Raw genomic sequence first — 22,849 nt, forward strand, 5'->3', positions numbered from 1 at the left:
GTGCGATGGAAATCAAAACGGTACGCGCCAGTCAATTCCTGAACAGTCAGGACTTCCACATGTTCATTTTTGACAAAGTGGAAAGCGTAAGCGGTTTGCATCAGCACGATTACTACGAGTTTACCCTTGTCCTGACTGGCAGTTGCTATCAGGAAATCAACGGCAGGCGCGTCCTGCTGGAGCGGGGCGATTTTGTGTTTATCCCCATCGGCTCGCATCACCAGACCTTTTACGAGTTTGGCATGACGCGCATTTTAAATATGGGGATCAGCCGTGCCTTTTTTGATGAGCATTACCTGTATCTGCTGCCGTTCTGTTTTGTGGCCTCACAAAAATATCACGTAAAAAAAGAGTTTCTCAGCTATATCGAATCGGTCATTGCCTCACTTAATTTTCGTGACAACGAATTCGATGAGTTTAATAAGCTGCTGACGTTCTATATTGTAAACCGCCTGCAACATTATAAAGAGCAGGTGGAAGATGATGATGTTCCTGTCTGGCTTCGGCGCACGGTGCGAGAGATGCATGATAAAGCGATGTTTGGCGAAAATGCGCTGGAGAAAATGATTGCGATCTCCGGGAAAAGCCAGGCCTATCTCACGCGTTCAACGCAGAAGTTTTACAATAAAACGCCCGTGCAAATCATTAATGAAATTCGCATTAATTTTTGCAAAAAGCAGCTTGAGACAACGAACTTTTCCGTGGCCGATATCGCTTATGAGTCAGGATACAGCAGTCCGGGCATTTTTATTAAGACGTTTAAAAAGCTGACGTCTTTTACGCCTGGGTCATATCGCAAAAAGCATCACAGCGGATAATATTTTTTCGCTGAATATCCGTTTGGATTTAATAATATTGCAATGGACTATGGGCCTGGTGAATTATTTCACCACGGCTACCATTAACTGTACTGGAGTTGACATGAAAAAATTAAAAGTTGTCACCATTGGCGGTGGCAGTAGTTATACCCCGGAATTACTCGAAGGTTTTATTAAGCGCCATGCTGAATTACCGGTCAGCGAATTATGGCTGGTGGATATTGAGGAAGGTCAGGAAAAACTGGATATCATTTATAACCTGTGCCAGCGGATGGTGGAAAAAGCCGGGGTGCCGCTGAAAGTGTATAAAACGCTGGATCGCCGCGAGGCATTGCAGGGCGCTGATTTCGTCACCACCCAGTTCCGCGTAGGTCAACTTAAGGCCCGTGAAAAAGATGAGCGCATTCCGCTTAGCCACGGCTATCTCGGCCAGGAAACCAACGGCGCTGGCGGCCTGTTTAAAGGGATGCGCACTATTCCGGTTATTTTCGACATTATTAATGATGTTGAGGAAATCTGCCCGAACGCGTGGGTGATTAACTTCACCAACCCGGCTGGCATGGTGACCGAAGCGGTTTATCGTCACACCAACTTTAAACGCTTTATCGGCGTGTGCAACGTGCCCATCGGCATGAAAATGTTTGTACGCGACGTGCTAAAGCTTGAAGAGAGCGACGACCTGTCTATCGATCTCTTTGGCCTGAACCATATGGTGTTCCTGAAAGATGTGCTGGTGAACGGCAAATCCCGTTTTGATGAGCTGATTGACGGCGTGGCATCCGGCACTCTGACCGCCAGTTCGGTTAAAAATATCTTCAGCCTGCCGTTTAATGAAGGGCTGATTCGCTCGCTAAGACTGCTGCCGTGCTCTTACCTGCTGTACTACTTTAAGCATAAAGAGATGCTGGCGATTGAAATGGGCGAATTCTACAAGGGCGGAGCGCGTGCGCAGGTGGTACAGAAGCTGGAGAAACAGCTTTTTGAACTGTATAAAGATCCCAATCTGAATATCAAACCGAAAGAACTTGAGCAGCGCGGCGGCGCATATTACTCCGATGCGGCCTGTGAAGTGATCAACGCTATTTATAATGATAAGCAAACCGAGCACTACATCAATATTCCGCACAAAGGAAGCGTGCAGAATATCCCGCAGGACTGGACGGTAGAAATGACCTGTCTGCTGGGCCGCGAAGGTGCGACGCCGCATCCGCGCATTACCCATTTTGATGAAAATGTGCTGGGTTTGATCCATTCCATTAAGTGCTTCGAAATTGCCGCGAGCAGGGCGGCGCTGAGCGGGGAATTTAACGATGCGCTGCTGGCGCTGACGCTGAACCCGCTGATGCCGTCTGATAGTGATGCCGAAGTGCTGGTGCGCGAACTGCTGCTGGCGCACCAGGAACATCTGCCCCGGTTCGCTAAAGCTATTGCCGGATTTAATCAACCGCATTAAGGAAAGGAGGCGGATTGTGCAACGTTTATTGATCGTTAACGCTGATGACTTTGGTCTGAGTAAAGGCGTGAACTACGGCATCATTGACGCCGTGCGTGAAGGGGTGGTGACGTCAACCACCGCAATGATGAATGCCACCGCTATTGAGCACGCCGCGCGTCTGAGCGCTGAAACGCCGCAACTGGGGGTGGGGCTACACTTTGTGCTGAGCTTTGGTCGCCCGCTGACCGCGATGCCGTCGCTGACCCGCGACGGCATGTTGGGCAAGTGGATCTGGGAAGTCGCAGAGCAGGGCAAACTGGATCTTGACGAGGTTAAGGGCGAGCTGAATGCGCAATATCAGCGTTTTCTGCAGGTTTTTGGCCGCTCGCCGACGCATATCGACGGCCATCACCATGTGCATCTGATCCCACAGGTTTATCCGCTGGTGGCGCAGTTTGCCCATGAGAAGGGTCTGCCGATCCGCATCGACCGTGAGGTGGTGGCGGAAAGAAATATCACCCTGAGCGACGAGCGCAGCAGCGACGGTTTTGCCAGCAATTTCTATGCGGAAAATGTCTCCGCAGCGTTTTTTCTCGACATACTCGATCGGTCCATTGCCCGTGGCGATAAATCGCTGGAACTGATGTGCCATCCGGGGCTGGTCGATAAGCCGTTGCAGGCGAGCAAATATTGCTTCCCGCGTCTGGAAGAACTGGACGTGCTGACGTCAGAGACGCTGAAAGCCGCCATTGCCGAACGAGGTTTCAGACTGGGTCACTTTAGCGACCTGTAAAAAAAACCGCAGCGCCAGAAGCGCTGCGGTTTTGTTGATGCCGGATCCCGGTTACGCCGGAATAGCCGAAATCTTACTGGAGCGTGACCAGACACGGTGCGCCGCCAGCAGTGTAATCAGCTCCTGTACCGTTGACGACGAAAGGCTGTCACCTTCAACAATACCTTCTTCGCCCTGCGCATCGACGTTCAGCACCGTTTTGAACTGCCGTGCATCGCCCGCCAGCACAATCGGTTTCAGATGTTTATACGCTTCCAGCAGATAGTAAATCGCATCGCCGCTGTCTTTCAGGCTCGACAAATCACCGCCCGGAACCACGACCGCATCCACGGTCAGGGAAGGCGCACCGGCGAAGGTGGCCATCACGTTCAGCGCCGTACCGTCATCGGCAGCAATCTCGCCCATCCGGGAATACAGCAGTTTGGCATGTACGCCCTCCGCCTTCAGCCCTTTCAGCAGTTCAAGCAGGTCGCTGGCGCTGGTTTTCTCGTTCAGCAGAACGCCCACCACGCGGCCTTTCACGCTGCCGCCGGGAATGGCGTACAGGCTCAGGGACGGATCTTTCTTCAGGCCGTTTACGTCCGGCGGCGGGGTAATCGCGAGTTGTTCATCCGTCAGCACAATCCCCAGATTATCGGCAACGCCCTGCGCCAGTTTCAGGTCGATACGCGCCAGATGATCCACCACGCGCTCGCGAATATACGGGCGGCTCACTTTCGAAAGTTCAAAGCTATAAGCGTCGATAATATGCTGCTGTTCTACCGGCGTCTGGCTGTTCCAGAACAGGCGCGGATGCGAATAATATTCGCCGAATGACGGGCTGCGCTCGCGCACTTTATTGCCGTCCACCCGCTCCTGATAGCTTTCGAAACCGCCGCGTTTAGGGGCCGGTGGCGTTTCGCGCGGCCAGTTATCGTTAATCGAGTTCGGCTCGTAGTTGGCCGGGTTGGTGTCGATATCCATCCGGTGCATCCCGTCACGCTGGAAATTATGATACGGGCAGGTCGGGCGGTTAATCGGAATTTCATGGAAGTTTGGTCCGCCGAGGCGGCTGATTTGCGTATCGGTATACGAGAACAGACGACCCTGTAGCAGCGGATCGTTGGTGAAATCCAGCCCCGGCACGATGTGCCCTGGGTGGAACGCGACCTGTTCGTTTTCCGCAAAGAAGTTATCCGGGTTACGATTGAGGACCATTTTGCCGACCAGTTGTACCGGCACCAGTTCTTCCGGGATCAGCTTGGTCGGATCGAGCAGGTCGAAGTCGAATTTGAATTCATCTTCTTCCGGGATCAGCTGGAAGCCCAGCTCAAATTCCGGGAAATCGCCCGCTTCAATGGCTTCCCACAGTTCACGGCGATGGAAATCCGGGTCACGTCCGGTCAGTTTTTGCGACTCATCCCACACCATCGACGCTTTACCCGCCACCGGTTTCCAGTGGAAGCGAACAAAAGTGGCTTTGCCTTCAGCGTTAATCAGGCGGAAAGTATGAATGCCAAAACCTTCCATCGTGCGCAGGCTGCGCGGCAGGCCGCGATCGGACATCGCCCAAATCACGTTGTGCAGCGTTTCCGGTTGCAGGGAGACATAATCCCAGAAAGTGTCGTGCGCAGAACCGCCCTGCGGGATCGCCCAGTGTGGCTCCGGTTTCACCGCGTGAACAAAGTCGGGGAACTTATGCGCATCCTGAATGAAAAACACCGGCGTGTTGTTGCCGACTAAATCAAAGATGCCTTCTTCAGTATAAAATTTGGTAGCAAAGCCGCGAATATCGCGCACGGTATCCGCCGAGCCAGCGCCGCCCTGAACGGTCGAAAAACGCACGAAAACCGGCGTTTTCTTTTCCGGGTCGCTTAAGAAATCGGCTTTGGTAATATCGCTCAAATCTTTATACGGCTGGAAGTAGCCGTGCGCCGCCGAGCCACGCGCGTGGACGATACGCTCCGGGATACGCTCGTGGTCGAAATGGGTGATTTTCTCACGCAGGATAAAATCTTCCAGCAGCGTGGGGCCACGCGATCCGGCGCGCAGCGAATTTTGATCGTTGGCGATTTTAACGCCCTGGTTTGTGGTCAGCGCTTCGTCTTCGCTGCCTTTACGAAATGCGCCCAGCGCGGTGAGTTTTTCGCTTTCGGTGTCCGGTGCCTTCAGGCTGCCCGGCGCGGTCGGCTGTGCGCCTGGCGGGGTGGGAACCGGATCGGGGCGATGGGAGCCATCTTCGGGAGCCAGTGAGTCCAGCCCTGGCTGTGCTTCTCTCTCATCATGGACTGGCGAAGTATGCGTTTTACTTTTTTTATGATCCTGCGACATTGCACTCGTCTCCTGTTTTCATTGCTGAAAAGGTCGTTGCTAATTTAAAAAGCCCTTCTAACTATAGAACAATCTGGCGGACGGGCAGGGGAAGCAGGCAAGATGACATCCTTCAGGCGGTTTTTGCGCTCGTTTGCCGCCCTGATACGCTTTTACAAAGAGCAAAGCACACCCGACGCGACGCGCGGGGGGCATTTCGGCTATCATAGGAGTGTGTTTGTGTACTGCTTAGTGAATTAACTTTTTATGAAAACGCTTCGACAACAAAATCGCCCTGTCATCAGCTACGTACCTCGAATCGAGCCTGCGCCGCCGGAACATGCGGTCAAAATGGAGGGTTTTCAGGACGTCTGGCTGCTGCGCGGTAAGTATGTGGCTTTCGTGATGATGGGCGAAGAGTTTCGCCGCTCGCAGGCGTTCAGCGTGCCGGAATCGGCCCAGCGCTGGGCAACGCAAATGCGTCAGGAAGGCGATATCGCTGGCGAGTAAGTGAAAGGAGCCGGGAAGCGAACGCCTCCCGGCAAGCGCGATTAACGATGAGCCAGTTCGGCTTCGTCTTCGCTCTCAAGAATGGTTTTATCGGTCTGTTTCAGCCACTGGCTGGTCAGCGTCCCGGCGGTCATGGAACCGCTAACGTTCAGCGCGGTACGGCCCATATCGATCAGCGGCTCCACGGAGATCAGCAGCGCGACCAGGGTAACCGGCAGGCCCATCGCGGGCAGGACAATCAGCGCGGCAAACGTCGCACCGCCACCAACGCCCGCCACACCGGCAGAGCTCACCGTCACAATACCCACCAGAGTAGCAATCCACACCGGATCCAGCGGGTTAATGCCTACCGTCGGGGCAACCATCACCGCCAGCATTGCCGGATACAGCCCGGCACAGCCGTTCTGACCAATGGTGGCGCCAAAAGAAGCGGCAAAGCTGGCGATAGATTCCGGTACGCCGAGACGGCGCGTCTGGGCTTCCACGTTCAGCGGAATGCTGGCCGCGCTGGAACGGCTGGTGAACGCAAAGGTCAGCACCGGCCAGACCTTGCGGAAATATTTCAGCGGGCTGATACCGTTAACGCCCAGCAGAATGCCGTGGACCACAAACATGATCCCCAGCCCCAGATAAGAGGCAATAACGAAGCTGCCGAGCTTGATGATGTCCTGAAGGTTGGAGCCAGCGACCACTTTGGTCATCAGCGCCAGCACCCCGTAAGGCGTGACCTGCATCACCAGACGCACCAGCTTCATCACCCAGCTTTGCAGGGTGTCGATAGCGGTCAGTACGCGCTGCCCTTTTTCCACGTCATCTTTCAGCAGTTTCAGCGCCGCCACGCCGAGGAACGCGGCAAAGATCACCACGCTGATGATAGAGGTCGGGCTGGCCCCGGTCAGATCGGCAAACGGGTTTTTCGGTACAAAAGAGAGGATTAACTGCGGCACGGTTAAATCGGCGATTTTGCCCGCGTAGTTAGTCTCAATCGCGTTCAGGCGAGCCGTTTCGGCTGCGCCCTGCACCAGACCTTCGGCAGAAAGACCGAACAGATTGGTCACCAGAACCCCAACCAGCGCGGCAATCAGAGTGGTAAACAGCAGGGTGCCAATGGTCAGCACGCTGATTTTACCCAGCTGGGCGGCATTATGCAGACGCGCCACCGCACTTAGAATAGAGGCGAACACCAGCGGCATGACGATCATTTGCAGCAGTTGCACATAGCCGTTGCCGACGATGTTAAACCACTGAATGGAGCTTTTCAGCACCGGGCTTTCGTCGCCGTAAATAAATTGCAGCGCCAGCCCGAAGACCACCCCCAGTACCAGACCTGCCAGCACTTTTTTTGCCAGACTCCACTGTTTATGACGGGTTTGCCCCAGCACAAATAGCAAAATCACGAACACGATAATGTTCGCCACTAATGGAAAATTCATCCCCGTTCTCCTTTATATGGTGGTCGACGTATCATCGCCGACTCGGATGGCGCAAGAGTAGCAGAAGTGTGATGTTGGTCTTATATCCAAATGGAATGGTTTATGCCTTAAATGAAATAAGCGGGCGTTTAATGCCCAAATTGCTGATTAATCAGACGGTAAAAGCTGGTTTGCAGAGAATTGATCATGCTGGAGGACCAGCGCACGGCGCTGTTGTCCGGCAGATTTTGCGGCATCCAGATAGCCCAGGCGAACAGCGCCATGCACAGCACGCGTTCAAGCTGGTTGCCTTTGCGCGGCGCGAGAAGCGGCAGCCGGAAACGCCAGCGGCAGGGCCACAACAGCGGAACCCCGGCGGGGGTGAGCATATCAGCAAGGATATGGCTTAAGTAACCCAGCACCAGACCCTGCACCGCGTCAGCCGGGATCACCCAACTTTCCGGGATTTTCAGATAGCACAGCGTCAGCCCGATAAATACCGCCAGCAGACTGTGGGTAAAGCCCCGGTGCCCGAAAGCTCTGGCGACCGGCCGGGAAATCCATCTCAGCCGCTGACCAAGAAAGGACTGCGGATGATCAATATCAGGCAGCAGGCAGGTGAGGATTGCGGAGGGAACAATGTGCCACCAGTCCCCCTGCGCAAGCACAGGCGTAAGCTCGGCGTTTTTGGCAAACACCGCGCAGGCAATAGAAAAAAGGAGGTGGCCTTCCGCCGTCATGATTAAGGTAAAACTCGCTAAACTGTCAATTCATCCAGTATAGGGTTTTTATACAGTAGGCGAAAGAGGTGACGTTGTAACTCTTTGTCACAAATGTCAGGAAAATAACCAGTAATGACGGGCATTCAGGAGACGAATGCCCGCAACATTTAACCCCGCAGGTGTGCGGCGGTCAGATCGCGCAACGACGACAGTTTGACGTTGGCGAGCGCATAGCGTGCATCGTGCTGATCTTCAGCGGCGGGAACGACAATGGAGCGCATTCTGGCGGCTTTGGTGGCAATCATGCCGTTCACCGAATCCTCCAGGGTGACGCAGGTCAGGGGATCAACCCCCAGCTTCGCCGCACAGTCAAGGTAGACCTGCGGATGCGGCTTGCTGTACGGCAGACGTTCTGCCGAAGCCAGCGCGTCAAAGTCATCGCGCAGGCCAAACATAGTGAGGACGTTTTCCAGCATGTGCAGCGGCGACGCTGACGCCAGCCCGACTTTCAGCCCTTCAGCCTTGCACAGCGCAACGGCTTCCCGCACGCCAGGCAGCAGCGGACGGGCATCGTCCACCAGGTTCATGGTGCGGCTGATAATGCGTTGAGTGACTTCATCCCGACCTGGACCATTCCACGGTTGCTGGGCGTACCACAGTTCCACCACCATATCGATGCGCAGGCCCAGCAAATCAGGCAGCTCGTTGCGGCGGCTGATATCCACGCCCAGGCTTTCCATCACCTCCAGTTCGGCTCGATCCCACAAGGGTTCCGAGTCGATAAGTAAACCATCCATATCAAAAATTGCGGCGAGAATTTGACGCGAAGCTGCCATGGCACTCCTCCTCTGGAGTCAGAACACAAATGAAAATATCGAGATCAATGCCGTTGTTATAGCATATCCGCCTTAAAATTCGGGCGAAGATTGGCGGCAGCAGGTAGAATTAGCTGCGATAACAAAGCGTCTCAATGAGGGGAATCCATGACGTATCAACAAGCTGGACGCATCGCCATCCTGAAACGGATCGCGGGTTGGGTGATTTTCATTCCCGCTGTCGTTTCCACGCTCATTTCAGTTCTGAAATTTATGTATGCGCACAGCGAAAAGCAGGCGGGCATCAACGCCGTCATGCTGGACTTCGCGCATGTGATGATTGAAATGATGCGTTTCAATACGCCGTTTCTCAATTTTTTCTGGTACAACTCGCCGCAGCCGGAGTTTCAGCACGGGGTAAACGTGTCGTTCTGGATCATTTTCGCGCTGATTTTTGTCGGGCTGGCGTTACAGTCATCCGGCGCGCGCATGAGCCGCCAGGCGCGCTTCCTGCGTGAAGGGGTTCAGGATCAAATGATCCTTGAGAATGCAAAGGGCGCAGACGGCATGACCCGCGAGCAAATTGAGTCGCGCATTGTTGTGCCGCGCCATACTATTTTCCTGCAAATCGTGCCGCTGTACGTCATGCCGGTAGTAGTGCTGATTATCGGTTATTTCTTCTTTTCGCTGCTGGGCTTTATTTAAGCGAGTGCGCCCGGCGCAGTGCCGGGCGATGCGTTACGCGGCGGGCAGGGGTCTTGGCTTGCCTTCGTTATCGACCGCCACATAAATAAACAACGCCTCGGTCGCTTTATAACGCTGGCCGATGGGCTCAGACGACACCTTCTTCACCCAGACTTCAACGTTAATCGTAATTGACGTATTACCTTTCTTCACGCAGCGCGCGTAGCAGCACACCACATCACCGACCGCCACCGGGCGCAAAAACGTCATGCCGTCCACGCGCACGGTGACGACCCGCCCCTGGGCAATTTCTTTTGCCTGAATCGCGCCGCCCATATCCATTTGCGACATCAGCCAGCCGCCAAAAATATCACCATTCGCATTGGTGTCTGCTGGCATCGCCAGGGTGCGAAGCACCAGTTCGCCCTGCGGGGCATCGTTTGCAGTTGTCATGCTTTTTCCGGTTTCACATTATCGATATCAGGCGAATGCTACTACGAAAGGGAAGGGCTGAGAATGGGCTGACCATGACGCGGGTGGAAATGCCAGCTGTGAAGGCGATCAAATTTTTCTCTGTGCGAGTTGACGAAATACTTTCATCGGCCTATTTTGGCGGCATGTGATAACGATTTCATATGATCTTATGGCAACCATCAAAGATGTGGCGTTAAAAGCCGGACTCTCGGTGACGACAGTGTCCCGCTTTCTCAATCAGCATCCTTATATCTCCGAAGATAAAAAGGAAAAAATTCTTGCGGCGATGAAGGCGCTTGATTACGAACCCAGCACCGTGGCGCAGCAAATGCGCGGCGTGAAAACGCATCGTATCGGCGTGCTGATTTCCCGCATCACCAACCCGTTTTTTGCCAGCCTCGTGGATGCGATGGAAGTTACCGCCCGTAAAAATGGCTATTCGGTGCTTATTGTGCAAAACCATGACAGCGTCGGTGAAGAAAAAAATTGCCTCGACCTGCTTAAGAAAAAAATTATCGACGGGTTAATACTGTGCGCGGTGGAGAATGATAAAAATATCATCGAAACCTATCAAAAATATGGCCCGATCCTGCTGTGTAATACCAGCATCAAAGAAACAACCTTGCCAGTGGTGCGGGTCGATGACCAGGACGCTACCTGGCGCGCCATCAATTATTTAATCGGCAAAGGCTATTCGAAAATAGCGTATTCCACAGGCGGTAATTTTGATGAGCACGGTCACGGTAAACGCAGAAACCGGGGCTTTACAGAAGCCATGAAATCCTGCGGTCTCGTGATTAAAGAAGACTGGCTGTTTCGCCACAGGCATACCTGGGCCGATGGCGTCGCGCTGGGTGAGCATATTTACGCTTTGCCCGCCACAGAGCGTCCCGATGCCGTATTTGCTGGCAGTGACGAAGTCGCCTGTGGCCTTATTTCCGGCCTGACCTCGCGGGGGATCGCGGTTCCACAAGAGATTGCAGTCATGGGCTTTGATAACCTGCCGCTGGCAGAAATGGTCACTATCCCGCTGACGACCGTCGCCCAGCCGATTGAACAGCTTGGACGGATCTCCGTGGAATATCTGCTGGCGCAGATCGGCGGTCAGCATTATCACTATGACGAGGCATTACTCAGATCTGATTTAATTATCAGGCAGTCAGCATAAAATTTTTTTAACTCAATATGGTATCGATTTCATAAGCGGAGGTTGACGTGCAAATACAGCAGGACGCGCAGGCAGTGGAGTGGTGGAAGGAAGCAGTGGTATATCAAATTTACCCCAAAAGTTTTTATGACAGTAACAATGATGGCACCGGCGATATTCGGGGCATCATTGAAAAACTCCCTTATTTACACGAGTTAGGGATCAGCATGATATGGCTTTCGCCGTTTTATCAGTCGCCAATGGCGGATAATGGCTATGATATTTCCGACTATTTTGCCGTCAATGCCGACCTCGGCGAAATGCGTGATATTGATGAACTGATTACCCGTGCCAAAAATTACGGCATTCACATAATGATCGATCTGGTCGTTAATCACACCAGCGATGAGCATCCCTGGTTTCGCGAGGCGGTAAATAACCCGCAATCGCCATACCGCAATTATTATATTTTTAAAGCGGGTAAAAACGGCGGCGCGCCAAATAACTGGCGCTCGCTGTTCGGCGGCAGCGCGTGGCAGAAATTACCTGATGAAGACAACTACTACCTGCATGTATTTCATCAAAAGCAGCCGGATCTGAACTGGGAAAATCCGGCGCTCAGGGAAGATATTTATGCGATGGTCAACTGGTGGCTTGCTAAAGGAATTGCGGGTTTCAGAATTGATGCAATTACGTTTATCAAAAAAGATCGTGACTTTAGTTCCTGCCCTGCGGACGGTAGCGATGGCCTGGTGTCCATTAAGGTGAAATCCAGAAACCGCCCCGGTATTGAAACCTTCCTCCACGAACTGAAAGCCAAAACATTCGATCGCTTCCGCTGCGTGACCGTCGGCGAAGCGCCGGGTGTGCCTTTTGACCAGTACGCTAACTATATTGGCGCGGAAGGCTACTTTAATATGATTTTTGATTTCCACGCTGCGGATATTGATGTTGAAAATGGATCGGAGTGGTTCAGACGGCATAACTGGACGGTGGATGAATTTCGCCGGACGCTGTTTGCCAGCCAGCAGGCGTTTGTCCGCGCCGGGTGGGGTACCACCTTTATTGAGAACCACGACCAGCCGCGTGCGCTATCAAAACTGATTAAAGACGTCAGATATCAAAATGCCACGGGCGCAAAGGCACTGGCAGCAATGTACTTTTTCATGTTCGGCACGCCGTTTATTTATCAGGGTCAGGAACTGAGAATGGCAAATTTCTGCCGCCAGGACATCAGCGAATTCGATGATGTTTCAAGCATTGATAATTATCACCGCTCGCTGGCCGAAGGCTTCACTGCGCCACAAGCGATGCATTTTGTTAACCAGCGTTCCAGAGATAATGCCCGCACGCCGTTTCACTGGGCGGACACCCTCAATGCCGGTTTTAACACAGGCGCGACGCCGTGGCTGGCGTTTTCGTCAGCGGATTATACCGTCAATGCCGCAAGCCAGTTAAATGATGCCGATTCGGTCTTTTCATTTTATAAAAAAATGATCCGCTTACGTAATAAATGCTGGCCGGAAACGCTGATTTATGGCGAATTTATTCCATTAGATTTCCCGGATGAAAATATCATTGCCTATGAAAGAAAAAGCCGTACCGACCGTTTTATTTCGATCACCAACCTGAGTAATAAAACGATACCCTTTATTTTGCCACAGGGAGATGTCTTGCTTAATAACTACGATTGCCTTACCTCCGAAATACAACCCTACCAAACCATTTTTATAAAAGGACATTTTAAAAATGAACAAATTCAGAGAGATTGCCGTTGAAATTGTCAGCATCGTCGGGCGTGATAACATTATCTCGGGTACCCATTGCGCGACCCGACTGCGACTACAGGTAAAAGACCGGGAAATAATTGATGACGATAAAATCCGCCAGATCCGCGACGTAAAGGGCGTATTTTATAATGCAGGGCAATACCAGATAATACTGGGCAGCGGTCTGGTTAATAAAGTCTACCAGGAATTTGTGGCGGAATATCAGGTCAGCGAAGTCAGTAAAGATGAAATGACCCGCTAGGCCAGCGGAAGGTTACAGCGAGGCATTCGAAATTTATCGGATGTGTTTGTGTCGATCATTCCCGGACTGGGGGCGACAGGGCTGTTTCTCGGTCTGAAAGGCGTTATTTTCAACGATACCGTTCTCGCCTGGTTTGGCAGTACGCCTGAGGATGTTCCTCTTTATGTGCGGACGCTGTCCACGGTGCTGTGTGATACGGCATTTGCTTTTCTTGCCGCATTTATTTGCTGGTCAACGTTTAAAAAATTTGGCGGAACGCCCATTCTCGGCTTTCTGGTAGGCTTAATGCTGGTGTCACCGGCGTTGCCAAATGCCTATGATGTGGCGTCGGGCAATGTGGTGCCGATTTATATGTTTGGTTTTATCCCGCTGGTCGGCTATCAGGGATCGGTTTTAACGGCGCTGATCACCGGCATTATCGGCACCCGGCTGGAAATTTTCTTCAGGAAGATTATGCCTGAGTCAATGGACCTGATATTTACGCCTTTTGTGGTCATCCTGTGCTCGGTGGGCATTGCGTTACTGGTGCTCGGGCCGCTGGTCCATGGATTTGAATATTACGCCATTATCGCATTCAAGCATTTCCTGTCGCTGCCGGCGGGGATCGGCGGCTTTCTGATTGGCTTTATCTACCCGATAGCCGTCATGACCGGTATGCACCATATGTTTATCATGATTGAAACCTCGCTGATTGCCAGCACAGGTTTTAATCCGTTAATTACCGTTTGCGCGATGTACGGTTTTGCCAACGCGGCGGTCTGCCTGGCGATTTCCATTAAATCTCATGATGCCGCGTTCAAAACGTCGGGGATCTCGGCGACCGCCACCCAGTTGCTCGGCATTTCCGAACCTGCGCTTTTTGGCGTGGTCATGCGCACCGGTGAACGCGCGCTGGGGATCATGATACTCAGCTCGGCGCTGGGCGGAATGCTGCTCTCGCTGTTATCGATTAAAGCGAACTCCTACGGTCTGGCGGTGCTGTTATCACCGCTGATGTATATCTATGACCGCTACCAGCTTATCGGCTACGTCTGTGTAGGAATAATTGTGTTTATCTTCGCTTTTGCCTTAACCACGCTGTTGATCAATCCGAACAAGATGACACAGCGTGCCCGCAAACAGCCGCTGAAAAACGCGGTGGCTTAAGGGAGAAGGAAATCTGGCGGGCTGTGAAGGATGAAATGACCAGGGAGGATAACAACGGCCCGTGGAAGGGCCGTTGTCTGACGTTTAGCGTTTATCATCCTGCGGCAGATGCCGGAAGATATACAGCCCGCTTAACAGCGTGAATACCAGCGTCAGCCCCGACAGGCCAAAGACCTTAAAGTTGACCCAGATATTTTGCGGCAGCCAGAAAGCGATGTAGATATTTGCCAGCCCGCAGAGGATGAAAAACAGCGCCCAGGCGATGTTAAGCCGGGACCACACCGGGGCGGGAAGCGTAAGTTCTTTGCCCAGCATGCGTTGGATCAGTGGCTTTTTCATCACCCACTGGCTGAACAACAGCGCGCCAGCGAACAGGGCGTAGATCACCGTGACCTTCCACTTAATAAATTCGTCATTGTGGAAGAACAGGGTCAGGCCACCGAACACCGCTACCAGCGCGAAGGTGATCAGCGCCATTTTCTCAACCCGGCGATAGCGCAGCCAGCTGTAAATCAGCACTACGGCAGTGGCGACGATCAGCGCCGTCGTCGCCATATAAATATCGTACAGTTTGTAAAAAACAAAGAAGACGACCAGTGGTAAAAAATCCAGAAACTGCTTCATTCTACGATTCCATATGGGTAACGCCCGGCGTGCGGGCGTCAGGGTTAATGGCGGATAAGCATATACAGGCGGAACAGGTAAACCAGCAGCATCGCAGAGATCAGATTGCTGAGGGTATTCGCGACAATGGCACCCACCACCGGCGTCAGCACGGCAAAATGCGACGCCATCATCAGCAGCAGCGTTTTTGCCATCAGCCAGCAAACGATCGCCGGGGCGACCAGTCGCATATTCGCCCATGCCAGGCGCATACTCGCCCGCATTGAGGCAAACACACCCATTTTATCCTGCACCATCATCACCGGGGCGAAGGCCAGCACAATCGCCAGTAGCACGCCCGGTACGATCACCAGCATCACGCCTATCTGCACCAGAAAAGTGGTTAACAGAATGAGCAGGAACAGTTTAGGCAGCACCGGTGCGCTGGCGCCGATTGCGCGCAGGGCGCTGACGCGATGTCCGGCAGAAATAAGCTGGATCAACAGCAGCATACCGCCTGCGAGGATGGCATTGCCGATAAGCCCGGAAAAGGTGGAAACCGCCGAGGCGCGCAGCAAAACCTGCTGCTGTTCCGGCGACATATTCTGCACCATTTCAAACAATCCCACGTTACCGGCAAGATTGTCGCCTTCGGTCAGAACGGAAAGCTGCTCATCACTCGGTGAAAAAGCATGGCCAAGCACCACCGTGATAAATGCGCACAATAAAGCAATCAGCAAAATGATAATGAACTGATTACGAAAAAAATTACCCGTGTCACGGTAAACGGACTTCGCCGTGATAGACATGCACTCTCCTTGAGTATTGCAGGTGTTATTCAACGGGCGATTGTACCCTGGATAAGTCATCAGTGGCAGCATCAGGAAGAGTAAGTAACCGTCTGTCTTTGTAAAGGGGCGGTAAGCCGTAATGTGCCCGCGCGCGCTCGCAGGCGTCATTAATAAGGCCTGCTTCGCCAGATTGCGCAAATTCCCGGCAGGTCGAAGGACGACAGGTGTACACCGAACAGCTCACCTGGCTACCAGGGGTTCCCTGAAGAGCAATACAGCGGGGATTTTTTTGATTAGTCCCGCTCATGCAGCGAATAAAAGGGGAAACCGCCTCGGTGAGCGCGGCGGGGACCGGACCGCCAGCGTCATCGCCCTCGGCCCAGTAAAAAGAAACACGGAAAAATGCACAACAGGCACCGCACGTCATGCACGAATTATTCTCGCTCATCACACACCTGAAAACGCACCAAACTGAGATGCAAAATAAATTAGGCCTGTGCTGACCCTTCCGCAAGAGGGGGAACGAAGAATATTTTTGCGGGTCAATTATTCCAAAATTGATGTAGTTAGGTTCTTGTTGCTGCTCGCTAAAGCGCGAAAATTAATCCAGATCAATAAAGGTTAAATTTCCCGCTTAAATGTGATCTAAGTTGGATCACTTTTACTTCTATGTAGGTATATTTGCCCCGCCTTATAAAACCATAACGAAGGAGTGGGTATGAAAAAGTTGGCAGTGGCATCGTTAATTTTAAGCAGTTTCTCCGGGAGTCTCTGGGCGCACGAAGCGGGTGAGTTCTTCATTCGTGCGGGGTCGGCGACGGCGCGCCCCACGGAAGGTTCTGATAACGTGCTGGGCAGCCTGGGCGGGTTTAATGTTGATAACAATACCCAACTGGGACTGACATTTACTTATATGGCGACGGATAATGTCGGCGTGGAACTGCTGGCGGCAACGCCGTTTCGCCATAAAGTCGGCACCGGCCCGACGGGTGATATCGCTACCGTGCATCACCTGCCGCCGTCGCTGATGGCGCAGTGGTATTTTGGTGATGCCAACAGTAAAGTGCGTCCGTATGTCGGCGCTGGCGTAAATTACACCACCTTTTTTGATGAAAGCTTTAACGATACCGGCAAAGCGGCAGGGTTATCCGATCTGAGCCTGAAAGATTCCTGGGGCGCTGCGGGGCAGGTAGGTCTGGATTACCTGATTAACCGCGACTGGCTGATTAATATGTCGGTCTGGTATATGGATATTGATACTGAAGTGAAATTTAAAGCGGGCGGCGTACAGCAGAATGTGGATACCCGCCTCGATCCGTGGGTGTTTATGTTCTCTGCGGGTTATCGTTTTTAATTCTTTGTTACAAACTGGTCGCCAGCGGCCAGTTTCCTTCTCTGATCATGCTTTGAGGTAATCCTTGAGCCCTTTTTATGACAAGGGCAATCCAACTGGCACACTTTGATAATGCGCAATTGCCAGGAATGTATATTATCGCCGTTTAAGTATTTCTTAAGAAATGACGATATTATGACATTGAAAACGCAATTTTCCGCAGCGGCATTTTTTCTGATCCTGCTGGCGGTCCTGTTTCCCTTTACAGCGGATATGCACGTGCCGCTGCTTCATGGCGAGCTGGTGGAGTGGATCGAAAATGGTCAGGCGCTGTGGCTGCTATTCGGCGCGATTTTCACCGCTGTATATATAAAGCCGCTGTCGCTGCAAAACGGCGCGAAACAATTCTGGCTCTGGGCCGTGGTCTGGTGGCTGGTGCTGTTAGGAAGAAGTACCAGCTGGGGGCGGGTCTATTTTCCTGACGATCCCAAACTGCTGTTCAGAGCGATTTCAGTGGTGCTGATTGCCGCGCTGGTGCTGCCGGTTATATTTTCTTCCATCCTGCGTAAAGAAATTATCCGCAAACTGCGCACCGTGGAGCTTCCGCTGTGGATGGCGCTGGTGGTGGTGATCACCTTCCTGATTTCTGATTCCGTCGAGCATCACCGGATGCTGGCCCCGCTGTTTATGCACAGCAAGAAGTATCAGGATTTAATCGAAGAGCTGTATGAAATTCCTTTCATGGTAGGACTGTTCTTTATTACCTGGGATCTGATGAAAAGCGAAAAACAGGTGGCGGAACTGACCGTCGCCCCGGCGAACCGATAAAAAAAAGCCCGCCAAAAGGCGGGCAAGTCATACTGGAAGCAATGTGAGCAATGTCGTACCGAATACCCGAGTGTTTTGCTCAACTATTCGGTAGTGAGAAAGATAATCTTTATCATCTTCAGAATCAACCCCTTCTTTTATGCGGATGCTACGGAATTAAAAACACCGTGCGTTTTTTGCTGTCATCCCGCGGCCAGGCGGCTGCCACGTCAGAGAGCGGCGCGGGAGTTGTGGCAATCGTTAGCCCGGCGGGCATCGCCGCCTGCAACATTGCATTGGTTGCAGCCATTAATTCCGCCATCGATAAACTGCCAATACCGCTGCCCATTAACTGGATGGCGGATGAACGCAGCACCGCACCGGGCAGGCGGATGTCGCTCCCGGCAAGCGCACCGACCTGCACATAGCGCAGCGGGCGGGGGCCGTGGCTGGCCAGGGTTTGCAGGATCTGCTCTGCGCTTTCGCCCCACAAATAGTCAATCACCACGTCAATCCCTGCCGCTGCCTGTTCCGCCAGCCGTGGCTGAAACTCTGCTGTCTGCAAAAGCAGGGAAACATCAGCGCCGCACTGCTCCAGCGCCGGTGAGTGACGCCCGGTAGCGATAATTTTGCCCGCGCCCAGATAACGGGCGATTTGCACCGCCAGCCTGCCCGCGCTGCCGGTTGCACCGTTGATCAGCACCGTCTCACCGCGCTGCAATCCGGCGCGGTTAACCAGCGAAGCCCAGGCGGACATACCGGGATTGCCCAGCGCCGCCGCATCCACGGAAGACAGCGCCGGCGGCAGCGGCAGGCAATTTTCACGCGGTACCCGCGTCCACTCCGCCATGCTGCCCCACGGTGCGACCGGCATCGCAAACCAGACGCGCTCTCCTGTTTCAGTCAGCCCGACGCCGTCGATCCCGGCCACAAAGGGTTCGCCGCTGCTGAAGCTGTAATGCCTGCCAGCGGCGCGGCTTTTAACCACATGGCTAATCGCCGACGCCTGTACCTGGATCAGTTGTGACGTCTCGTCCGCTTCGGGGCAGGGAAAATCTGCATACACCGGTCCCTGGGCGGGATCGTAAACCACGGCTGCTTTCATAAATATTCCTCTGTGAAGTGGATATGTGTAAAATGCACATATCCGATAGCGGGACTATACACCTTAGAGAAATTTATATGCAAGATGCACATAAAAAATATGATATCCGGGATTTTCACGGTGCGCTGCTCGATATCATCAGTGTGATGAATCATCCGCTGCGCGATGAAAACCTGCTGCGGGAAGCCAGCGTGAAGCTGGACCAGGCACTTTTCCCGCTGCTGGTGGCTATCGATCGCTACGGTCCGGGCGGAGTGGTGGAGCTGGCAGACCGGCTGGGACGCGATTACACCACCGTCAGCCGTCAGGTTAAACGTCTGGAAGCGCTGGCGCTGGCGCAGAAACAGCCTGGTGAGAAGGATCGCCGGGTGAGCGTGGTGACGGTTGCGCCGCAGGGGAAAATCCTGATCGATAAAATTAATCAGGCCCGCGAGCGATTGATGAATCAGATTTTTGCTGACTGGACGCCGGATGACGTAGAAACACTTTTTCGGCTGGTGCGCAAATATGCGCAGAGCGTGAAGGGCGAGTAACCGCCCGGCGCGGGGCCGGGCAGTGGGGATCAGGCGCGCAGCGTTGCGGCCTTCATGTTTTGCACAAATGCTTTCAGTTCCGCCAGCATGTTAGCGTGATCGTTAAGATTGTTTTCGATGATCCTGACGATAGCCGAACCGGAAATCGCGCCCGCTGCGCCCGCGTCAATGGCTGACGCGACCTGTTCAGGCGCAGAGATACCAAAGCCCTGCAACGGTGGCGCAGCATGGTACTCGGTCAGTTTTTCGACCAGGTGATGCAGCGGCAGGGCGGCGCGATTTTCCGCACCGGTGACGCCCGCACGCGACAGCAGATAGGTATAACCGCGACCATATGAAGCGATCTGGCGCAGCAGTTCGTCATCGGCATTCGGCGGACAGATAAAAATCGGCGCAACGTTGTGACGCATCGCCGCCTGGCGGAACGGTGCGGACTCTTCAATCGGCACATCCGCCACCAGCACCGAATCCACGCCCACTTTTTCACACTGCGCATAGAAATCATCAATACCTTTGCTGAATACCAGGTTGGCGTACATCAGCAGGCCAATCGGAATATCCGGGTATTTTTGCCGAATGGTCGCCAGCATCTCAAAGCACTGGCCCGGCGTGACGCCTGCGGCAAACGCGCGCAGGGTGGCGTTCTGAATGGTCGGACCATCCGCCAGCGGATCGGAGAACGGAATACCCAGCTCCAGCGCATCGGCACCGGCTGCAACCAGGGTGTCGATAATTTTCAGCGACTGTTCCGGGGACGGATCGCCAAGGGTGACGAACGGCACGAAGGCACCTTCCTTGCGATCTTTCAGTCTGGTAAATAACGGGTCATAGCGTTCCATCAGATTTCCCCTCGCGCTTTCAGAATGTCATGTACGGTAAAAATGTCTTTGTCGCCGCGCCCGGAAAGATTCACCACCAGCAACTGCTCTTTTTCAGGATCTTCGCGCATCATTTTCAACGCGTGGGCGAGGGCGTGAGACGATTCCAGCGCCGGAATAATACCTTCCTCGCGACAGAGAATTTTGAACGCATCCAGCGCTTCGTCATCGGTAATCGACACATAGTCTGCGCGCCCGGTGCTGTTCAGATAAGCGTGCTGCGGGCCGACGGACGGGAAATCCAGCCCGGCAGAAATAGAGTAAGATTCTTCGATTTGCCCGTCTTCAGTCTGCATCATCGGCGATTTCATGCCGAAGTAGATGCCCACGCGACCGTGTTTCAGCGGTGCGCCGTGCTCACCGCTTTCAATGCCGTGACCGGCTGGCTCAACACCAATCAGCCCGACGCTGGTTTCTTCGATAAAATCGGCAAACATGCCGATGGCGTTGGAACCGCCGCCGACGCAGGCGATCACCGCATCCGGCAGGCGACCCTCTTTTTCACGGATCTGCACTTTGGTTTCTTCACCGATCATGCGCTGGAATTCACGCACGATAGTCGGGAAGGGGTGCGGACCCGCCGCCGTGCCGAGCATATAGTGGGCGTTATCATAGCTGCCGGACCAGTCGCGCAGCGCCTCGTTACAGGCATCTTTCAGCGTCGCCGAACCGCTGTATACCGGTATCACTTCGGCACCCATCAGGCGCATACGGAACACGTTCGGCGACTGACGCTCAACGTCTTTAGCCCCCATATAGATGCGGCATTTTAGCCCCAGCAGTGCGCTGGCGAGTGCCGACGCCACGCCGTGCTGACCCGCGCCGGTCTCGGCGATGATTTCGGTCTTGCCCATGCGTTTTGCCAGCAGCGCCTGACCGAGCACCTGGTTGGTTTTGTGCGCGCCGCCATGGAGCAAATCTTCACGTTTGAGATACAACGTGGTGCGGGTGCCCGCCGTAATGTTCTGGCATTTGGTCAGCGCGGTAGGACGACCGGCGTAGTTTTTCAGCAAATCGGTGAACCGGGCCTGAAACTCGGGATCTTTCTGCGCGCTGACGAAGGCTTCTTCCAGCTGGCGCAGCGCAGGCATCAGGATTTGCGGTACGTACATACCACCAAACTCACCAAAATAGGGATTTAATAATGTTGTCATTGTCGCTTCCTTAATATGCGCGCAGCGTCCGAAACACCGAGGCCAGTTTCCCGGCATCTTTAATTCCCGGTGCAGACTCTACGCCAGAATTGAAATCAAGCCCGGCACAGCCGGTATCGGCTGCGGCGACGCAGTTGTCAGGGCCAAGTCCACCCGCCAGTAAAACGTGACTTAAGTCCTGACCTTCCAGCAGCGACCAGTTGAATTGCTGACCGCTTCCGCCCTGTCCGTTGTCGAAGACGTATTTGTCCACATGCACCAGCGTGCGGGCAGGCAGCGTTACGCCTACGCTTAACGCTTTCCAGATCTGCACGGAGTCGGGTAGCTGTACGCGCAGGGCGTTAATATAAGACTGATCTTCCGCACCGTGTAACTGCACGGCGGTCAGATGCAGCGCTTCGGCGGTAGCAGCAACGGTGGCGATATCCGCATCGCGGAACACGCCAACATAGCGCAGCGGTGCGCCTGCCATCACTTCCCGCGCCTGCGCTTCGTTCACCGCGCGCGGGGAGGCTGGCACGAAAATCAGCCCGCCGTAACTGGCTCCGGCGTCAAAGGCAGCGCGGGCGTCTTCGGCGCGGGTCAGGCCGCAGACTTTGTTTTCTCCCAGCAGCACCCGCAGTACGGCGGCGTTAAGATCGTCATGTGACATCAGCGCCGAGCCAATCAGAAAACCGTTGGCAAAGCGGCTAAGCTCGCGGACCTGGGCGTAAGTGTTAATCCCGGATTCGCTGATCACCGTCACGCCGTGACCGAGACGCGGTGCCAGTTCACGGGTACGGTTGAGATCGATAGACAGATCCCGCAGGTCGCGGTTGTTGATGCCGACCACTTTGGCCTCAAGCGCGATAGCGCGCTCCAGTTCTTCTTCATTACTCACCTCCGTCAGCACGCCCATATTCAGGCTATGGGCGACGGCGGAAAGCTGGCGGTACTGGTCATCGTCCAGCACCGAGAGCATCAGCAGGCAGGCGTCGGCCTGATAGTGACGTGCGAGGTAAATCTGGTAAGGATCGACGATGAAATCCTTACATAGAATCGGTTGCGGGGCGATGCCGCTGACGATGGGCAGAAAATCAAAACTGCCCTGAAAATATTTCTCGTCGGTCAGCACTGAAATCGCCGAGGCATGATGTTTGTACACTTCGGCAATGCGAGCCGGGTCAAAATCATCGCGGATGGTGCCTTTTGACGGCGACGCTTTTTTACATTCCAGAATAAACGCGGTGCGTGCGCCCTGGAGCGCACCATAGAAATCGCGCTGGCTGGGCAGCACCTCATTCTGAAAGCTGGCCAGCGGCTGGTGTTGTTTGCGGTTTGCTACCCATATCGTCTTGTCGGCGACGATTTTCGCTAAAACGGTCTGCAT

At 53.7% G+C, this 22,849-nt stretch carries 24 protein-coding genes; 12 read left to right on the plus strand and 12 right to left on the minus strand.

Going from position 1 to position 22,849, the window contains the following annotated elements; all coding sequences use genetic code 11:
- Positions 1-5: 5 nt before the first annotated feature.
- The 3 genes from chbR (at position 6) to chbG (ending at position 3,046) form a co-directional block, all read left to right on the plus strand.
- The gene (gene chbR / locus RT197_RS02145) at positions 6-818 is read left to right on the plus strand and encodes a transcriptional regulator ChbR (protein ID WP_312946834.1); all 813 of its coding nucleotides are present in this window, start codon (positions 6-8) and stop codon (positions 816-818) included.
- A gap of 103 nt (positions 819-921) precedes the next feature.
- A complete protein-coding gene (locus tag RT197_RS02150; protein ID WP_312946836.1) occupies positions 922-2,271 on the plus strand; it encodes a 6-phospho-beta-glucosidase in 1,350 nt (449 codons plus the stop codon).
- Positions 2,272-2,287: 16 nt separating this feature from the next.
- A complete protein-coding gene (chbG, locus tag RT197_RS02155) occupies positions 2,288-3,046 on the plus strand; it encodes a chitin disaccharide deacetylase (RefSeq protein ID WP_312946837.1) in 759 nt (252 codons plus the stop codon).
- A 51-nt stretch (positions 3,047-3,097) separates the two neighbouring features.
- Here chbG and katE read toward each other — a convergent pair whose 3' ends face one another.
- Complete coding sequence (gene katE / locus RT197_RS02160) at positions 3,098-5,356, minus strand: catalase HPII (RefSeq protein WP_312946839.1); 2,259 nt, start codon at positions 5,354-5,356, stop codon at positions 3,098-3,100.
- Between the two features lie 246 nt (positions 5,357-5,602).
- On the opposite strand from katE, the gene cedA reads away from it, so the two are divergent.
- Positions 5,603-5,845 carry a cell division activator CedA gene (cedA, locus tag RT197_RS02165; protein WP_312946840.1) on the plus strand — a complete coding sequence of 81 codons (243 nt, stop codon included), beginning with the start codon at positions 5,603-5,605 and terminating at the stop codon, positions 5,843-5,845.
- A gap of 41 nt (positions 5,846-5,886) precedes the next feature.
- Here the strand turns inward: cedA and RT197_RS02170 are convergent, their stop codons facing one another.
- The 3 genes from RT197_RS02170 to hxpB form a co-directional block, all read right to left on the minus strand.
- On the minus strand, positions 5,887-7,278 hold the full coding sequence (locus RT197_RS02170) for an L-cystine transporter (RefSeq protein ID WP_312946842.1): 1,392 nt from the start codon (positions 7,276-7,278) through the stop codon (positions 5,887-5,889).
- Between the two features lie 128 nt (positions 7,279-7,406).
- Positions 7,407-7,997, minus strand: coding sequence for a metal-dependent hydrolase (locus tag RT197_RS02175; RefSeq protein ID WP_312946844.1), 591 nt, complete (start codon positions 7,995-7,997; stop codon positions 7,407-7,409).
- Positions 7,998-8,146: 149 nt separating this feature from the next.
- Complete coding sequence (hxpB, locus tag RT197_RS02180; protein ID WP_312946846.1) at positions 8,147-8,815, minus strand: hexitol phosphatase HxpB; 669 nt, start codon at positions 8,813-8,815, stop codon at positions 8,147-8,149.
- 147 nt (positions 8,816-8,962) lie between these two features.
- On the opposite strand from hxpB, the gene RT197_RS02185 reads away from it, so the two are divergent.
- Positions 8,963-9,499, plus strand: coding sequence for a YniB family protein (locus tag RT197_RS02185; RefSeq protein WP_312946847.1), 537 nt, complete (start codon positions 8,963-8,965; stop codon positions 9,497-9,499).
- A 33-nt stretch (positions 9,500-9,532) separates the two neighbouring features.
- On the opposite strand, the gene yciA is transcribed toward RT197_RS02185, so the two are convergent.
- A complete protein-coding gene (gene yciA, locus RT197_RS02190) occupies positions 9,533-9,931 on the minus strand; it encodes an acyl-CoA thioester hydrolase YciA (protein WP_312946849.1) in 399 nt (132 codons plus the stop codon).
- Between the two features lie 190 nt (positions 9,932-10,121).
- Between yciA and RT197_RS02195 the strand changes: the two genes are divergently transcribed.
- Genes RT197_RS02195 through RT197_RS02210 form a run of 4 tightly spaced genes read left to right on the plus strand, consistent with a single transcriptional unit; the run spans position 10,122 to position 14,276 of the window.
- Entirely contained in the window at positions 10,122-11,120 is a 999-nt protein-coding gene (locus RT197_RS02195; protein WP_312946850.1) for a LacI family DNA-binding transcriptional regulator, read from the plus strand.
- 47 nt (positions 11,121-11,167) lie between these two features.
- The gene (locus tag RT197_RS02200) at positions 11,168-12,877 is read left to right on the plus strand and encodes an alpha-glucosidase (RefSeq protein ID WP_312946852.1); all 1,710 of its coding nucleotides are present in this window, start codon (positions 11,168-11,170) and stop codon (positions 12,875-12,877) included.
- Complete coding sequence (locus tag RT197_RS02205; RefSeq protein WP_312946853.1) at positions 12,849-13,130, plus strand: glucose PTS transporter subunit EIIB; 282 nt, start codon at positions 12,849-12,851, stop codon at positions 13,128-13,130. The genes RT197_RS02200 and RT197_RS02205 overlap by 29 nt, the downstream gene beginning before the upstream one ends.
- A gap of 48 nt (positions 13,131-13,178) precedes the next feature.
- Positions 13,179-14,276, plus strand: a complete 1,098-nt coding sequence (locus RT197_RS02210) for a PTS transporter subunit EIIC (protein WP_312946855.1) — start codon at positions 13,179-13,181, stop codon at positions 14,274-14,276.
- 84 nt (positions 14,277-14,360) lie between these two features.
- Here RT197_RS02210 and RT197_RS02215 read toward each other — a convergent pair whose 3' ends face one another.
- From RT197_RS02215 to RT197_RS02225, 3 genes are read right to left on the minus strand one after another with little or no spacing between them, the layout of a single operon-like run.
- Positions 14,361-14,900, minus strand: coding sequence for a septation protein A (locus RT197_RS02215; RefSeq protein ID WP_312946856.1), 540 nt, complete (start codon positions 14,898-14,900; stop codon positions 14,361-14,363).
- Between the two features lie 44 nt (positions 14,901-14,944).
- Positions 14,945-15,688: a YciC family protein gene (locus RT197_RS02220; RefSeq protein ID WP_312946857.1), complete on the minus strand. Its 744-nt coding sequence runs from the start codon at positions 15,686-15,688 to the stop codon at positions 14,945-14,947.
- A 25-nt stretch (positions 15,689-15,713) separates the two neighbouring features.
- The gene (locus RT197_RS02225; RefSeq protein ID WP_312946858.1) at positions 15,714-16,118 is read right to left on the minus strand and encodes a YkgJ family cysteine cluster protein; all 405 of its coding nucleotides are present in this window, start codon (positions 16,116-16,118) and stop codon (positions 15,714-15,716) included.
- Between the two features lie 270 nt (positions 16,119-16,388).
- Between RT197_RS02225 and ompW the strand changes: the two genes are divergently transcribed.
- Both ompW and RT197_RS02235 read left to right on the plus strand, forming a co-directional pair.
- Positions 16,389-17,024, plus strand: coding sequence for an outer membrane protein OmpW (gene ompW, locus RT197_RS02230; RefSeq protein WP_312946859.1), 636 nt, complete (start codon positions 16,389-16,391; stop codon positions 17,022-17,024).
- A gap of 174 nt (positions 17,025-17,198) precedes the next feature.
- On the plus strand, positions 17,199-17,831 hold the full coding sequence (locus tag RT197_RS02235; protein ID WP_312946860.1) for a hypothetical protein: 633 nt from the start codon (positions 17,199-17,201) through the stop codon (positions 17,829-17,831).
- A 148-nt stretch (positions 17,832-17,979) separates the two neighbouring features.
- On the opposite strand, the gene RT197_RS02240 is transcribed toward RT197_RS02235, so the two are convergent.
- Complete coding sequence (locus RT197_RS02240) at positions 17,980-18,915, minus strand: zinc-binding alcohol dehydrogenase family protein (RefSeq protein ID WP_312946861.1); 936 nt, start codon at positions 18,913-18,915, stop codon at positions 17,980-17,982.
- 77 nt (positions 18,916-18,992) lie between these two features.
- Between RT197_RS02240 and RT197_RS02245 the strand changes: the two genes are divergently transcribed.
- Positions 18,993-19,448 carry a MarR family transcriptional regulator gene (locus RT197_RS02245; protein ID WP_312946862.1) on the plus strand — a complete coding sequence of 152 codons (456 nt, stop codon included), beginning with the start codon at positions 18,993-18,995 and terminating at the stop codon, positions 19,446-19,448.
- A 29-nt stretch (positions 19,449-19,477) separates the two neighbouring features.
- Here the strand turns inward: RT197_RS02245 and trpA are convergent, their stop codons facing one another.
- The 3 genes from trpA to trpCF are packed head-to-tail and all read right to left on the minus strand — an operon-like array spanning position 19,478 to position 22,849.
- The gene (gene trpA, locus RT197_RS02250; protein WP_312946863.1) at positions 19,478-20,287 is read right to left on the minus strand and encodes a tryptophan synthase subunit alpha; all 810 of its coding nucleotides are present in this window, start codon (positions 20,285-20,287) and stop codon (positions 19,478-19,480) included.
- Entirely contained in the window at positions 20,287-21,480 is a 1,194-nt protein-coding gene (gene trpB, locus RT197_RS02255) for a tryptophan synthase subunit beta (RefSeq protein WP_312946864.1), read from the minus strand. The genes trpA and trpB overlap by 1 nt, the downstream gene beginning before the upstream one ends.
- Positions 21,481-21,490: 10 nt before the next feature.
- Positions 21,491-22,849, minus strand: a complete 1,359-nt coding sequence (trpCF, locus tag RT197_RS02260) for a bifunctional indole-3-glycerol-phosphate synthase TrpC/phosphoribosylanthranilate isomerase TrpF (RefSeq protein WP_312946865.1) — start codon at positions 22,847-22,849, stop codon at positions 21,491-21,493.

It is taken from the genome of Superficieibacter sp., from assembly GCF_032071645.1.
Classification (GTDB): domain Bacteria; phylum Pseudomonadota; class Gammaproteobacteria; order Enterobacterales; family Enterobacteriaceae; genus Superficieibacter.

What these genes read in the sequence shown, in the direction of transcription:
- chbR (WP_312946834.1), top strand. Translation starts at nt 6, where the DNA reads ATGGAAATCAAAACGGTACGCGCCAGTCAATTCCTGAACAGTCAGGAC.
- RT197_RS02150 (WP_312946836.1), top strand. Translation starts at nt 922, where the DNA reads ATGAAAAAATTAAAAGTTGTCACCATTGGCGGTGGCAGTAGTTATACC.
- katE (WP_312946839.1), bottom strand. Translation starts at nt 5,356, where the DNA reads ATGTCGCAGGATCATAAAAAAAGTAAAACGCATACTTCGCCAGTCCAT.
- cedA (WP_312946840.1), top strand. Translation starts at nt 5,603, where the DNA reads ATGAAAACGCTTCGACAACAAAATCGCCCTGTCATCAGCTACGTACCT.
- RT197_RS02170 (WP_312946842.1), bottom strand. Translation starts at nt 7,278, where the DNA reads ATGAATTTTCCATTAGTGGCGAACATTATCGTGTTCGTGATTTTGCTA.
- RT197_RS02175 (WP_312946844.1), bottom strand. Translation starts at nt 7,997, where the DNA reads ATGACGGCGGAAGGCCACCTCCTTTTTTCTATTGCCTGCGCGGTGTTT.
- hxpB (WP_312946846.1), bottom strand. Translation starts at nt 8,815, where the DNA reads ATGGCAGCTTCGCGTCAAATTCTCGCCGCAATTTTTGATATGGATGGT.
- RT197_RS02185 (WP_312946847.1), top strand. Translation starts at nt 8,963, where the DNA reads ATGACGTATCAACAAGCTGGACGCATCGCCATCCTGAAACGGATCGCG.
- yciA (WP_312946849.1), bottom strand. Translation starts at nt 9,931, where the DNA reads ATGACAACTGCAAACGATGCCCCGCAGGGCGAACTGGTGCTTCGCACC.
- RT197_RS02195 (WP_312946850.1), top strand. Translation starts at nt 10,122, where the DNA reads ATGGCAACCATCAAAGATGTGGCGTTAAAAGCCGGACTCTCGGTGACG.
- RT197_RS02205 (WP_312946853.1), top strand. Translation starts at nt 12,849, where the DNA reads ATGAACAAATTCAGAGAGATTGCCGTTGAAATTGTCAGCATCGTCGGG.
- RT197_RS02215 (WP_312946856.1), bottom strand. Translation starts at nt 14,900, where the DNA reads ATGAAGCAGTTTCTGGATTTTTTACCACTGGTCGTCTTCTTTGTTTTT.
- RT197_RS02220 (WP_312946857.1), bottom strand. Translation starts at nt 15,688, where the DNA reads ATGTCTATCACGGCGAAGTCCGTTTACCGTGACACGGGTAATTTTTTT.
- RT197_RS02225 (WP_312946858.1), bottom strand. Translation starts at nt 16,118, where the DNA reads ATGAGCGAGAATAATTCGTGCATGACGTGCGGTGCCTGTTGTGCATTT.
- ompW (WP_312946859.1), top strand. Translation starts at nt 16,389, where the DNA reads ATGAAAAAGTTGGCAGTGGCATCGTTAATTTTAAGCAGTTTCTCCGGG.
- RT197_RS02235 (WP_312946860.1), top strand. Translation starts at nt 17,199, where the DNA reads ATGACATTGAAAACGCAATTTTCCGCAGCGGCATTTTTTCTGATCCTG.
- RT197_RS02240 (WP_312946861.1), bottom strand. Translation starts at nt 18,915, where the DNA reads ATGAAAGCAGCCGTGGTTTACGATCCCGCCCAGGGACCGGTGTATGCA.
- RT197_RS02245 (WP_312946862.1), top strand. Translation starts at nt 18,993, where the DNA reads ATGCAAGATGCACATAAAAAATATGATATCCGGGATTTTCACGGTGCG.
- trpA (WP_312946863.1), bottom strand. Translation starts at nt 20,287, where the DNA reads ATGGAACGCTATGACCCGTTATTTACCAGACTGAAAGATCGCAAGGAA.
- trpB (WP_312946864.1), bottom strand. Translation starts at nt 21,480, where the DNA reads ATGACAACATTATTAAATCCCTATTTTGGTGAGTTTGGTGGTATGTAC.
- trpCF (WP_312946865.1), bottom strand. Translation starts at nt 22,849, where the DNA reads ATGCAGACCGTTTTAGCGAAAATCGTCGCCGACAAGACGATATGGGTA.